This is a genomic window from Catenulispora yoronensis, from assembly GCF_039531695.1.
GTDB lineage: Bacteria > Actinomycetota > Actinomycetes > Streptomycetales > Catenulisporaceae > Catenulispora > Catenulispora yoronensis.
On record NZ_BAAAQN010000005.1, the window covers coordinates 96831 to 110056 of the forward strand.

At 72.9% G+C, this 13226-nt stretch carries 10 protein-coding genes; 9 read left to right on the forward strand and 1 reads right to left on the reverse strand.

Features of this window, described 5'->3' with window-relative positions; translation table 11 throughout:
• The first annotated feature begins 105 nt into the window (after window positions 1-105).
• From ABD481_RS05815 to ABD481_RS05825, 3 genes are read left to right on the forward strand one after another with little or no spacing between them, the layout of a single operon-like run.
• Window positions 106-2751 (forward strand): valine--tRNA ligase, encoded by a 2646-nt coding sequence (locus ABD481_RS05815; protein WP_344664477.1) that lies wholly within the window; start codon window positions 106-108, stop codon window positions 2749-2751.
• A gap of 27 nt (window positions 2752-2778) precedes the next feature.
• On the forward strand, window positions 2779-4347 hold the full coding sequence (gene folC / locus ABD481_RS05820; protein ID WP_344664478.1) for a bifunctional tetrahydrofolate synthase/dihydrofolate synthase: 1569 nt from the start codon (window positions 2779-2781) through the stop codon (window positions 4345-4347).
• A gap of 11 nt (window positions 4348-4358) precedes the next feature.
• A complete protein-coding gene (locus ABD481_RS05825) occupies window positions 4359-4712 on the forward strand; it encodes a DUF4233 domain-containing protein (protein WP_344664479.1) in 354 nt (117 codons plus the stop codon).
• Window positions 4713-4783: 71 nt separating this feature from the next.
• On the opposite strand, the gene ABD481_RS05830 is transcribed toward ABD481_RS05825, so the two are convergent.
• Entirely contained in the window at window positions 4784-5410 is a 627-nt protein-coding gene (locus ABD481_RS05830; protein WP_344664480.1) for a hypothetical protein, read from the reverse strand.
• 266 nt (window positions 5411-5676) lie between these two features.
• Between ABD481_RS05830 and ABD481_RS05835 the strand changes: the two genes are divergently transcribed.
• From ABD481_RS05835 to rodA, 6 genes are all read left to right on the forward strand, one after another.
• Window positions 5677-6636, forward strand: a complete 960-nt coding sequence (locus ABD481_RS05835) for a phosphatase PAP2 family protein (RefSeq protein WP_344664481.1) — start codon at window positions 5677-5679, stop codon at window positions 6634-6636.
• A 263-nt stretch (window positions 6637-6899) separates the two neighbouring features.
• Complete coding sequence (locus tag ABD481_RS05840; RefSeq protein WP_344658908.1) at window positions 6900-7937, forward strand: rod shape-determining protein; 1038 nt, start codon at window positions 6900-6902, stop codon at window positions 7935-7937.
• A gap of 9 nt (window positions 7938-7946) precedes the next feature.
• On the forward strand, window positions 7947-8825 hold the full coding sequence (gene mreC, locus ABD481_RS05845) for a rod shape-determining protein MreC (protein WP_344664482.1): 879 nt from the start codon (window positions 7947-7949) through the stop codon (window positions 8823-8825).
• A gap of 109 nt (window positions 8826-8934) precedes the next feature.
• Window positions 8935-9516: a rod shape-determining protein MreD gene (gene mreD / locus ABD481_RS05850; protein WP_344664483.1), complete on the forward strand. Its 582-nt coding sequence runs from the start codon at window positions 8935-8937 to the stop codon at window positions 9514-9516.
• Window positions 9517-11754, forward strand: a complete 2238-nt coding sequence (gene mrdA, locus ABD481_RS05855; RefSeq protein WP_344664484.1) for a penicillin-binding protein 2 — start codon at window positions 9517-9519, stop codon at window positions 11752-11754.
• 94 nt (window positions 11755-11848) lie between these two features.
• A complete protein-coding gene (rodA, locus tag ABD481_RS05860; protein ID WP_344664485.1) occupies window positions 11849-13066 on the forward strand; it encodes a rod shape-determining protein RodA in 1218 nt (405 codons plus the stop codon).
• The last annotated feature ends 160 nt before the right edge of the window (window positions 13067-13226 follow it).

Below are 13226 nucleotides of genomic sequence, written 5' to 3' on the forward strand. Positions count from 1 at the left end.
CCGCGATGCGCGACTTGGAAGTCGCGCTGAGCCTGCGTCTGGCGTTGTGACCGCACTGCGGGATACTCGGCGGAATCGCGACCTGGGCACCATTAAGCTTGGAGCGTGAATGAAACCACCGATCCAGCCGCCCAGGGCGCTGCCGACAGCGCCGCCACCACTCTGCCGACCGCTTACGCGCCGGTAGAGGTAGAGGGCGAGCTGTACGAGCGGTGGGTAAAGAACGGTTACTTCACCGCCGACGCGGCCTCCGACAAGGAGCCGTTCACCATCGTGATCCCGCCGCCGAACGTGACCGGTTCGCTGCACGTGGGCCACGCGCTCAACCAGTCGATCCAGGACGCGATCATCCGCCGCAAGCGGATGCAGGGCTACGAGACGCTGTACCTGCCGGGCATGGACCACGCCGGCATCGCCACCCAGAACGTGGTGGAGCGGGAGCTGGCCAAGGACGGCCTGTCGCGGCACGACCTGGGCCGGGAGGCCTTCGTGCGCAAGGTGTGGGACTGGAAGGCCGAGTACGGCGGCCGGATCCTGGGCCAGCAGCGGCGGCTGGGCATCTCCGTGGACTGGTCGCGCGAGCGGTTCACCATGGACGAGGGTCTGTCCCAGGCGGTGCAGACAATGTTCAAGAAGATGTACGACGACGGCCTGATCTACCGCGCCGAGCGCATCATCAACTGGTGCCCGCGCTGTCTGACCGCGCTGTCCGACATCGAGGTGGACCACTTCGACGAGCCCGGCGAGTTGGTGTCCATTCGCTACGGCGAGGGTGAGGACTCGATCGTGGTGGCGACCTCGCGCGCGGAGACCATGCTCGGCGACACCGCGGTGGCCGTGCACCCGGACGACGAGCGCTACCGGCACCTGGTGGGCCGCGAGGTGGAGCTGCCGCTGACCGGGCGCCGCATCCCGATCGTCGCCGACGAGCACGTGGACCCGGAGTTCGGCACCGGCGCCGTGAAGGTGACGCCGGCCCACGACCCGAACGACTTCGAGATCGGCCGCCGCCACAACCTGCCGATGCCGAGCATCCTGGACGAGCACGCGCGGATCACCGTGCACGGCCCGTTCCTGGGCATGGACCGCTTCGAGGCCCGCCCGGCCGTGGTGGCCGCGCTGCGCGAGCAGGGCCGGATCGTCGGCCAGAAGCAGCTGCTGCGCCCGGTGGGCCACTGCTCGCGCTGCGAGACCGTGGTGGAGCCGCGCCTGTCCCTGCAGTGGTGGGTGAAGGTGGAGTCGCTGGCCCGGGCGGCCGGCGACGCGGTGCGCGACGGCCGGGTGCGGATCCATCCCAAGGAGATGGAGCCGCGCTACTTCGCCTGGGTCGACAACATGCACGACTGGACGATCTCCCGCCAGCTGTGGTGGGGCCACCGGATCCCGATCTGGTACGGCCCGGCCGGCGAGGTGGTGTGCGTGGGCCCGGACGAACAGCCGCCGGCCGGCGAGGGCTGGCACCAGGACACCGACGTGCTCGACACCTGGTTCTCCTCGGGCCTGTGGCCGTTCTCCACCCTGGGCTGGCCGGAGCAGACCGCCGACCTGCGGAAGTTCTATCCGACCGCGGTGCTGCACACCGGCTACGACATCATCTTCTTCTGGGTGGCCCGGATGATGATGTTCGGCCTGTACGCCATGGACGGGGTGCAGCCCTTCGACAAGGTGGTGCTCTCCGGTCTGGTGCGCGACCAGTTCGGCAAGAAGATGTCCAAGTCCAAGGGCAACGTGGTCGACCCGCTGGAGTGGATGGACAAGTACGGCTCCGACGCGGTGCGCTTCGGCCTGCTGCGCGGCGCCAACCCCGGCACCGACCAGGCGATCGCCGAGGACTGGATCGGCGGCGCCCGGAACTTCGCCAACAAGGTGTGGAACGCCACCCGGTTCGCGCTGATGAACGGCGCGTACGTGCCCGAGGCGGTGCCGACCGAGCGGCTCACCACCGAGGACCGCTGGATCCTGTCCCGCCTCAACGAGGTGGTGGCCGAGGTGGACGCCCTCTACGAGGACTTCCAGTTCGCCAAGGCCATGGAGGCGCTCTACCACTTCGCGTGGGACGAGGTCTTCGACTGGTACATCGAGCTGTCCAAGCTGCGCCTCCCGGTGGGCGCCGCGGCCGACGACCCGGACGCGCAGACCGCGCGCGCGGTGCTCGGCCACGTCCTGGACGTGACCCTGCGCCTGCTGCACCCGGTCGTGCCCTACGTGACCGAGACGCTGTGGACGGCGCTCACCGGCCGCGAGTCGATCGTGATCGCCGAGTGGCCGATCGCCGACCCCGCCCGGATCGACCAGGCCGCGCAGGCCTCGGTCGAGGCGCTCCAGGAGGTGGTGACCGAGATCCGCCGGTTCCGGGCCGACCAGGGTGTGAAGCCGACGCAGAAGGTGACGGCGCGGCTGGCGCTGACCGACCCGAAGCTGGCCGGGCACGAGGCCGCGATCAGGATGCTGAACCGGCTCACCGAGCCCTCGGACGCCTTCGCGGCCACCGCCACCCTGACCCTGACCGGCGGCACCATCGAGCTCGACACCTCCGGCGCGATCGACGTCGCCGCCGAGCGCAAGCGGCTGGAGAAGGACCTGGCCACCGCGCGCAAGGAGGTCGAGCAGGCGAACGCCAAGCTGGGCAACGCCGATTTCCTGGCCAAGGCGCCGGACGCCGTGGTCGACAAGATCCGCAAGCGGTTGGCCGACGCCGAGGGCGACATCGCGCGCCTGGGCGCCCAGCTCGACGCCCTGCCGTCCGCCTGACCGACTGCGATAAGGAACCATCAGTCCATGGCGAACATCGACCCGGAGCTCCAGGAGCAGTTCGAGGAAGTCGAACGCGAGCTCCTGGAGCGCTGGCCCGAGAGCAAGATGGATCCGACGCTGGCGCGGATCCGGGCCCTGACCGAGCTGCTGGGCGACCCGCAGCGGGCGTATCCGGTGGTCCACCTGACCGGGACCAACGGCAAGACGACCACCGCGCGGATGATCGAGACCCTGCTGCGCGAGCTCAACCTGCGCACCGGGCGGTTCACCTCGCCGCATCTGGAGTCGATGACCGAGCGCATCACCCTGGACGGGGCGCCGCTGCCGGTCCGGCGCTTCGTCGAGGTCTACGAGGACCTGCGGCCGTACGTCGACATGGTGGACGGCTCGCAGGAGTTCCCGATGTCCTTCTTCGAGGTGATCGTCGGCATGGCCTTCGCGGCCTTCGCCGACGCCCCGGTGGACGTCGCGGTGCTGGAGGTGGGCCTGGGCGGCACCTGGGACTGCACCAACGTGGCCGACGGCCAGGTCGCGGTGATCACCCCGATCGACGTCGACCACGCGCACATCCTCGGCGACAACCCGGCGCAGATCGCCTCCGAGAAGGCCGGGATCATCAAGGAGAACGCGCTGGTCGTCATGGCCCAGCAGCCGATCGAGGCGGCCGAGGTGATTCTGCGCCGGGCCTCGGAGATGAACGCCACCGTGGCCCGCGAAGGCCTGGAGTACGGCGTGCTGGACCGGCAGCAGGCGCTCGGCGGGCAGCTGTTGACCCTGCGCGGCCTGGCCGGCGAGTACTCCGAGGTCTACCTGCCGCTGTACGGCGCGCACATGGCGCACAACGCCGCCACCGCCCTGGCCGCCGTCGAGGCGTTCCTCGGCGCCGGGCGCGGCGGCGCGTCGCTGGATCCGGACGTGGTCCGGGAGGCGTTCGGGAAGGTCACCTCCCCGGGCCGCCTCGAAGTGGTGCGGCGCGGCCCGACGGTCATCGTCGACGCCACCCACAACCCGGCCGGCGCCCGGGTCACCGCGCAGGCCCTGGCCGACGACTTCACCTTCGACCACCTGGTCGGCGTGGTCGGCGCGCTGCGGGACAAGGACGTCGCCGGGATCCTGGAGGCGCTGGAGCCGGTGCTGAGCGAGGTGGTGATCACCCAGAACGCCTCCGAGCGCGCGCTGCCGGCCGGCGAGCTGGCCCAGATCGCGGCCGAGATCTTCGGGGCCGAGCGGGTCCACGAGGCCCGCCGCCTGGACGACGCCATCGACCTGGCCCTGGGCCTGGCCGAGGCGGCCGTGCCGGCCGGGACCAGCGGCGGCGCCGGGGTCATCGTGACCGGGTCGGTGGTGACCGCCGGGGAGGCGCGTACCCTGCTGGTGCGGGACCGCGGCGAGCGGGTCGAGGACCGGCACACCTTCGAGGACGTCCAGTTCGAGGACGCCGAGAAGGAGGACTTCGACGACCGCGACCTCGACCTGTTCGGGGAGCGCGGCGGCGGGCGCGGCGACGGGTCCGGCGAGGACTACGGCGACCGGTCCGGCGACCGGTCCGGCGGTTATGACGAGTACGACGAGTACGGCGGTGACGACCGGTGATGGTCCGACGGATGGCGACCTCGGTGCTGAGCTTCGAGGTCCTGGTGATCCTGTTCTTCGCCCTGGTGGCGATGAAGCTCTCGGATCTGAGCGCGGGCACGGTGTGGGCCGTCTGCGGTCCGGCCATGGTCCTCGCGGTGCTGCTGTGCGGCATGCTGCGCAAGGCGTGGGCCTACCAGATCGGTTGGGTGCTCCAGGTCGCGCTGGTCGTCGGCGGGTTCGTGATCGTCGACATGTTCTTCATCGGCGGCTTCTTCGCCGTGCTCTGGTACTGGGCGTTGAAGGCCGGCCGGAAGATCGACGAGGAGAAGGCCGCGGCTTACGCGGCCTACGAGGCGGCGCAGGCCCGGGGCGCCGAGGGCTGAGCCGAGGGCTGGGCTGAGGGCTGGGCTGAGGCTGAGCTGAGGGCTGGGCCGAGGGCCCCGGGGCTCAGGCCTCAGGACCTCGCCGGCCGCCGCCTGCGCACCACGACCGTCGCCACCAGCACGACGAGCGTCGCCGCGAGCCCCACGAACCCGGCGACCCCGCCGGCGAACGGATGTCCGGCCTCGGTCCAGCCCGCGTACGCCGACCACGCGCCGAGGCACATCGCCGTGACCGTGCGTCCGGCGAGCGACCACACCAGCACGGGCGCCACCGCCAGCGCGAACCCCGCCACCAGGTTGCCGACGTAGACCGGGGCCTGGCCGGTCACCGGGTCCGGCGGCCCCAGGTCGCTGGCCGTGAAGGTGATCGGGAGCAGCCACAGCGCGGGGGTCACCACGAACGCCAAGGGCACCCGCTTCGGGCCGAAGTACCTGGTGCGCAGGTCCTCCCAGTAGGCCTCGGCCTGGGCGTCGTACTGTCTCCGATAACCCTGCCGACGACGGGCCTTGGCGATGCCGCGGCCCGGGCTTCGTCGGGCGGCGACGAGAGCGCCGTAGAAGACGCCGGCCGAGACGGCGGCGATCGCGCAGGCGAGGCTCCAACTCGGCCGGTAGCCGTCCCGCACGTCCGGCGTCTGCCGCAGGCCGACGAGGAACTCGCTCCCGAACACCACCACGAACGGCACCGCCGCCCCCATCAGGACCAGCAGCAGGCGATAGCCGGCGGCGGTCGGCGGAGGCGTCCCGTCCGGACGCTGCGATCTGTCACCGGGTCCTGTCGCGCGTGGATTCCTCCGCGCCGGCTTTCCATCGGTCCGCGTCGACCCTATGTATCCCCGTCCCGGCTCCGTCCCCGTTCCGGGCTCCGTCCCCATGGTTCCGTGCCACCCCCGCCCCTCGTCGTCGGTCACCAATTCAGCCCAACCCCGGCGACCCGCCCCGCCGCACCGGGTACCCCCACCGCATGCTCTACCAACCGGCCCTCGCCGTCGACCGCCGTACCACGACCGTCGGCTCGCGCCGCGAGCTGTGCGCCCGGCTGCTCGCCGTCGCGGCGGTGGCGTTCGCCGGTGTGTTCGTCGTCTACCTGCTCGCCGTCCGGACCCGCTGGGGGCCGGGCTTCGAGGACTCCGCGCTGGCCGGGGCCCGGCAGCACCGCGGCGGCACCTGGTACGGGGACGCCGACCGGTGGCTCAACCGGATCACCGCCGAGAGCTTCGCGCTGTCGCTGGCCGTGATCGCCGCGGTCGGCCTGGTCCGCCGCCGTCGGCTGCTGGCGCTGTGCGGGGTGCTGACCGCCGCCGGCGCCGTCGTCGGGGCCCGGCTGCTGAAGGGCGCGCTGCCGGGCCGGCCGCAGCTCGGCCCGGCCGGCGGGGCCGCCCACGCGGCGTCGCAGGCCCCGAACACCCTGCCCTCCGGCCACACCGCCGCGGCGATGGGGCTGTTCTTCGCCGCCCTCATCGTCGTCAGCCGCCGCTGGTACGTCCCGGTCACACTGCTCGCCCTGCCCGGCGCCGCCGTCTCCGGGGCGGCGACCGTGGCCGCGCACTGGCACCGGCTCTCCGACGCCGTCGCCGCCGACCTGCTGGCGCTCGCCGTCGGCCTGGCCGGCCTGGCCGCGGTCGCGCAGCTCGGCCTGGTGCTGCCGACCCGCTCGCGGGTGCGCAGCAGGCTCGGGCCGCGCCTGATGTACATCTTCCTGGTCTGCGTCGCCACCGCCGCCCTCGCCGTCGGCGCCGCCTTCACCCTGCGGTACCACGGCGCCGCCACGGTGCCGGCCCGCGACGAGGCCGCGTACTGGGCCGCGCAGTCCTATGCCGTGGGCGCCGCCGTGGCCTGCGCGGGGGCGATGCTGGCCGTCTGCCGGCGGCTGGAATCGGCGGGCCGGTGGCCGGCGCGCGGCCTGACGATCCTGGATCCATGAGCCGCGCCGCCACGCCTGGGCCGCCCGCGGGCCGGCCGGTTCCACGGCCCCTGAGCTGCGCAGAGCCCTGACATAAGGCTTCTCACCCGTTCGGGCGTACCGCCTGGGGGTGAATCGGATTCCCCGGGATGCATCGGGCATAACGCTGGTTAGGATCGATCGAAGGCGTTGCTCAGAGCACTGGGCCGGACGCCGACAGTGACGGCAAGACTTCTGCAACCTCCGAGCGTCGGAAGATATGGGGATCGCGCATGGGCTCCGGGATGGCGGTCATCGGTAGGGACATCGCGGTGGACCTGGGTACCGCCAACACGCTGGTGTACGTACGCGGCCGAGGGATCGTGCTCAACGAACCCTCGGTGGTCGCGGTGGACACCGGGACCGGCGCGGTGCTCGCGGTCGGGGCCGAGGCCAAGAAGATGATCGGCCGCACACCCGGCAACATCGTGGCGATCCGTCCGCTCAAGGACGGCGTCATCGCCGACTTCGAAGTCGCCGAGCGGATGCTGCGCTACTTCATCCGCAAGGCGCACAAGCGCCGCTGGCTGGCCCAGCCCCGGGTCATCGTGTGCGTGCCCTCCGGGATCACCGGCGTGGAGAAGCGTGCGGTGGAGGACGCCGCCAGCGCCGCCGGCGCGCGCAGCGTGCACCTGATCGAGGAGCCGATGGCCGCCGCGATCGGCGCCGGGCTGCCGGTCCAGGAGGCCACCGGGAACATGGTGGTGGACATCGGCGGCGGCACCACCGAGGTGGCGGTGATCTCCTACGGCGGCATCGTGACCGCGCTCAGCGTCCGGGTGGCCGGCGACGAACTGGACAACGCGATCATCCAGTACGTCAAGAAGGAGTACTCGCTGCTGCTCGGCGACCGCACCGCCGAGGAGATCAAGGTGACGGTGGGCTCGGCCTGGGACGCCGGGGAGGAGACCCGCGCCGAGGTCCGGGGCCGCGACCTGGTCTCCGGCCTGCCGAAGGTGATCCTGCTGTCCTCCACCGAGGTCCGCAAGGCGATCGAGGAGCCGGTGGCGGCGATCATCGACGCGGTCCGCGACACCCTGGACAAGTGCCCGCCGGAGCTGGCCGGCGACATCATGGACCGGGGCATCGTGCTGACCGGGGGCGGGGCGATACTGCACGGCCTGGACGAGCGGATCCGCAACGAGACCGGCATGCCGGTGCACATCGCGGAGAACCCGCTGGACTCGGTGGTGCTGGGCTCGGGCCGCTGCCTGGAGGAGTTCGAGGCGCTGGCGCCGGTGCTCGGCTCGCTGAACAACCGTCGCCGTCCCGGGCGGAGGTAGCCGGGGAGCGTGCGTGACGACAAGCGGACGAGGCTGCTGCTGGCGGTACTGCTGGCGGCGGCCTTCGCCATGATCACGGTGGACGCCCGGGGCGGCGCCCGGTCCCCGCTGCGCCCGCTGCGGGCGGCCGGCGAGGCGGCCTTCGGCCCGGTGCAGCACGCGGTCTCGGCCGCGGCGAATCCGGTGACCGACTTCGTGCACGGACTCGGCCACAGCACGGCCGACCAGAAGCAGATCACCCGGCTGAAGGCCGAGAACGCCGCGCTGCGCGAGCAGAACGAGACCTCCGCCGACGCCCGGGCCCGGGCCGGGGAGCTGGACAAGCTGCTGCACGTGGCCGCGCTCGGCGGCTACCGCACCGTCCCGGCGCGGGTGCTGGCCTTCGCGCCGCGGCAGCAGGGCACCTGGTCGGCGACCATCGACGCCGGGTCGGTCGACGGCGTGCGGCCGGGCATGACCGTGCTCGGCGGCGACGGCCTGATCGGCCGGACCACGGCGGTCGGCGCGGACACCGCGACGGTGCTGCTGGCCGCCGACCCGCGGTTCACGGTCGGCGTCCGGACCCCCGGGGCCGGCGGCCCGGGCGGCGGCGGCCAGGTCGGGCTGGCCACCGGCGGCGGCGCGGGCGGGTTCAGCGTGCAGTTCTACGACCCGCAGGCCGACATCCCGCTCGGCACCCCGGTGCTGACCTTCGGCTCCTCCGGCGGCTCGCCGTTCGTGCCGGGCGTGCCGCTGGGCACCGTGACCGCGGTGCAGCCCACGCCCGGATCGCTGACCCGGACCGCGACGGTCAAGCCGTACGTGGACTACGGCGCGATCCAGACGGTCGGGGTGGTGGTCGCGCCGCCGCGCACCGATCCGCGCGACGCGCTGGTGCCGCCGAAGTGAGGCCGTGGTGACGTCGGAATCACGTCGGAACAACGCCGAAATGACGCCGGCCGTCGGGCGCCGGTCCCCGTACCCGCTCACCCGCTGACGACCCGGAAGACGTGGAACCTTGAGACTCACCGGAATCCTCGCGCTGCTGTGCGGCCTGGCCTTGGTCCTCGCGCTGCAGGACCTCCTGCTCTCGGCGGTGCGCCTGCCGCTCGCCGCCCCCGACCTGCTGCTGGCCGTGGTCGCCGCGGTGGCCTTCGTCCGCGGCCCGCGGGCCGGCCTGCTGGTCGGCTTCCTGCTGGGCCTGGCCGCCGACCTGACCCCGCCGGCCGCGCACGCGATCGGCAGCCAGGCCTTCGTGCTCTGCCTGTCCGGCTACCTGGCCGGCCGGGCCGCTCAGGCGGTGCGCGGCACCGTCGTGCGGCCGATCCTGCTCGTCGCGGCCCTGGCCGCGCTGGCTCCGTTCCTCTACACGGCGCTGGACTACGCGGTCGGCACCGGCGAGGTCCAGGGCGTCGCGGCCGCCGCCGCGGCCTCGGCGCTCTACGCCGGGGTCCTGGCCCCGTTCGTGGTCCCGGTGGTGGCCTTCCTGCTCGGCCGGGGCGACTCGCGCGGCCTGCCGACGCAGCGCTCGCACAGCCGGCTGCCGGGCGTCAAGACCCTGAACCGCCGCGCCTCGGCCGGCAGCACGCAGGTGCTGTAGATGACGTCCGCGCAGAGCCGCTTGGCCGACCGCCGCCGCACCCGCCTGATGGTGCTCCGGGTCCTGGTGCTGGCGCTGCTGGCGACGCTGGTCGGGCGGCTGTGGTACCTCCAGGTCCGCACCGGCCAGACCTTCCGCGACGCCGCGGCCGCGAACGACGTGCGGACCGTGGTCACCCCCGCGGTGCGCGGCGACATCCTCGACGACCAGGGCCGGCCGCTGGTCGACAACCGGTCGGCGCTGACGCTGTCGGTGGATCGCAACACCCTGCTCGGCGGCCGGGACCACGGCGCGGCCACGCTGGCCCGCCTGGCCTCGGTGCTGGGCACCACGCCGCAGGCGATCTCCGACCAGATCCGCACCTGCGCGCCGAACATCCCCAAGCCCTGCTGGAACGGCTCGCCGCTGCAGCCGATCCCGGTCGCGCGCAACGTCTCGGTGCAGCAGGCGCTGGCGGTCTCCGAGCAGCACGACCTGTTTCCCGGCGTGCTGGCCGGCCCGGACACCATCCGCCGCTTCCCGGCGCCGTACAGCCTGAACGCCGCGCACATCCTGGGCTACCTGTCGCCGGCCACGGAGAAGGAGCTCGGCGCGGCGGCGGCCAAGGGCGAGGTGATGCAGCGCTCGGACCTGGTCGGCCGGGCCGGGCTGGAGGCGACCTACGACTCCTACCTGCGGGGCAAGCCGGGCGTGACCCAGGTCGCGGTGGACATCGTCGGGCACGCGCAGTCCACGGTCGCCGACACCGCGCCGGTCGACGGCGACCACCTGGTGACCTCGATCGACGCCCGGATCCAGGCGATCACCGAGAAGGAGCTGGCCGCCGCCGTGGCCCGGGCCCGGTCGCAGACCTCGCCGACGAACGGCAAGCCCTACGTCGCGGACTCGGCGGCGGCGGTGGTGCTGGAGGCCCGCACCGGCCGGGTGGTGGCGATGGCCAGCACCCCGACCTACGACCCGAACGTGTGGACCGGCGGCATCTCGCAGGCCGACTACGCGGCGCTGACCGGCGAGTCGGCCGGCACCCCGCTGCTGTCCCGGGCCTATCAGGGCCAGTTCGCGCCGGGCTCCACCTTCAAGGCGGTGACCACCGCGGCGATGCTCCAGGACGGGTTCGGCACCGGGACCTACGACTGCTCGCCCTCGTTCTCCTACGGCGGCCAGTCGTTCACCAACTTCGAGGGCGAGGCGTTCGGGCCGATCTCGCTGAAGCGGGCCATCGAGGTGTCCTGCGACACGGTGTTCTACCGGGTCGCCTTCGACATGTGGCAGCGCGACGGCGGGATGAAGCCGGTGGCGCACCCGGCCGAGCCGATCGCCACCATGGCGCACGCCTTCGGGCTGGGCGCCCGGACCGGCATCGACCTGCCCGGCGAGGCGGCTGGCGACATCCAGGACCGGGCCGAGAAGCAGGCCACGTGGAACAAGATGCACGGCATCTGGTGCAAGCGCGCCAAGGACGGCTACCCGGAGCTGGCCGGCCCGGACCCGGAGCGCGCGAAGTACCTGCAGGCGATCGCCAAGGAGAACTGCGTCGACGGCAACCAGTACAAGCCCGGCGACGCCGTGATCTCGGCGATCGGCCAGGGCGGGGACCTGGTGACCCCGCTCCAGCTGGCCCGGGTGTACGCGGCGATCGCCAACGGCGGCTCGCTGATGCAGCCGCAGATCGGGCGCGCGCTGGTCAGCCCGGACGGCAAGCTGGTCAAGGACCTGGCGCCGATCGTCACCCGCAAGCTGCCGGTGTCGGGCTCGACGCTGGGGTTCCTGAAGGACGCGCTGCACGGCACGGCGGTCGAGGGCACCGCGGCCCCGGCGTTCGCCGGGTGGCCGCAGAACGTGATCCCGGCGTACGCCAAGACCGGGACCGCCGAGGTCTACGGCAAGCAGACGACGTCGTGCTTCGTGGCGTTCGCCGGGACCGAGACCGGGCCGCGGTACGTGGTGGCGATGATGGTGTCGCAGGGTGGCACCGGCGTCGGGACCTCGGGGCCGTCGGTGGGGAACATCCTGAAGGCGCTGTTCGGCGTCGACATGGGCAAGCCGGACCCGAACGGGACGCTGCCGACCGCGCTGCCGGCGATCCGGCCCGACGGGCTGCTGCCGGCCCTGCCGCCGGCCACCACGCTGCCGACGCCGCCGCCTCCGCCCGCGCCCGGGACGGGGGACTCCGGGGGCTCGGGGACGTCCCAGCAGACGGCCGCGTCCCCGCCGTCGGCGAAGAAGCCGACGACGTGAGCGCCGGGACCGTGGACGCCCGGCCCGCGCGCCAGACCGACCGCCGTCGCCGTCGGACGTGCTCCGACCGCCCCGAGATGCGCGAGGCCACGCCGTGACCCTGAACCCCGCCGTGAACAAGGGCCCGGCCGCGATGCCGGTCGCCGAGACCCGGCGCCGCTCCAGCCGGCTGCGCCGCTTCGACTGGGTCCTGCCCGGGACGGCGCTGGCGCTGTCCGTCTACGGCGCCGTGCTGGTGTGGTCCGCGACCCGCGGCCGCACCAGCCTGACCGGCGGCGACCCGCAGTTCTTCCTGAAGCGGCACCTGATGAACCTGGTCATCGGCCTGGTGCTGATGGCCGGGACCTCGGTGCTGTCCTACGCCTGGGTGCGGGCCTGCGCGCCGGTGTTCTCCGTGCTCTCGCTGTTCGGGCTGCTGGCGGTGCTGACCCCGCTGGGCACGACGATCAACGGCGCGCACTCCTGGATCGTGCTGGGCGGCGGCTTCTCCATCCAGCCGGCCGAGTTCGCCAAGGTCGCGGTGGTGCTGGGGCTGGCCGTGGTGCTGACCCTGAAGTCGAGCACCGGGGTGCTGTCCGAGCACGTCGCCGAGGCGGTCCCGCCGCGCCGGATCGCCGCCGCGGCCGTGGTGGCCGGCGTCCCGACCGGCATCATCATGCTGCTGCCGGACCTGGGCTCGGCCATGGTGATCATGGTGGCCACGGCCGGCCTGCTGGTCTTCGCCGGCACCAGCGGCAAGTGGCTGGCCCTGCTCGGGGTCGGCGCCGCCACCGCCGCGGTCGCCGCCACCCAGCTCCACCTGCTGGCCCAGCACCAGGTCAACCGGTTCGCGGCGTTCGCCGACCCGCACCTGGACCCGCAGGGCGTCGGCTACAACACCGCCCAGGCCCGGCTGGCCATCGGCTCCGGCGGGGTCCTGGGCAAGGGCCTGTTCAACGGCACCCAGACCAACGGCCGCTACGTCCCGGAGCAGCAGACCGACTTCGTCTTCACCGTCGCCGGCGAGGAGCTCGGCTTCGTCGGCGGCGTGGTCCTCATCGCCCTGTTCGCGGTCCTGCTGCTGCGCGGCATCGCCATCGCCCGCCAGTGCGACGACCTGTTCGGCATGCTGGTCTGCGCCGGCGTCGTCAGCTGGTTCGCCTTCGAGACCTTCGAGAACATCGGCATGACCCTGGGCATCATGCCGGTCGCCGGCATCCCGCTGCCCTTCGTCTCCTACGGCGGCTCGTCCATGTTCGCCAGCTTCATCGCCATCGGCCTGGTCGAGAACGTGCGGCTGCGCGCGACGCGGCCGGCGGTGACGCTGGACTGAGCGGCGGTGCGGCTGGACCGAGTGGCGGGGGGCGGGCACCCGAACGAGTGACAGCCGCCACCCTGCGCGCACGCGTTAGGCTGGAGCTGCGCCGCAGTGCGCCCGGGCCGTGACGCCCGTCACACCCGCCCGCCACCCGCCGCCGCCCGGTGAGCCAGAA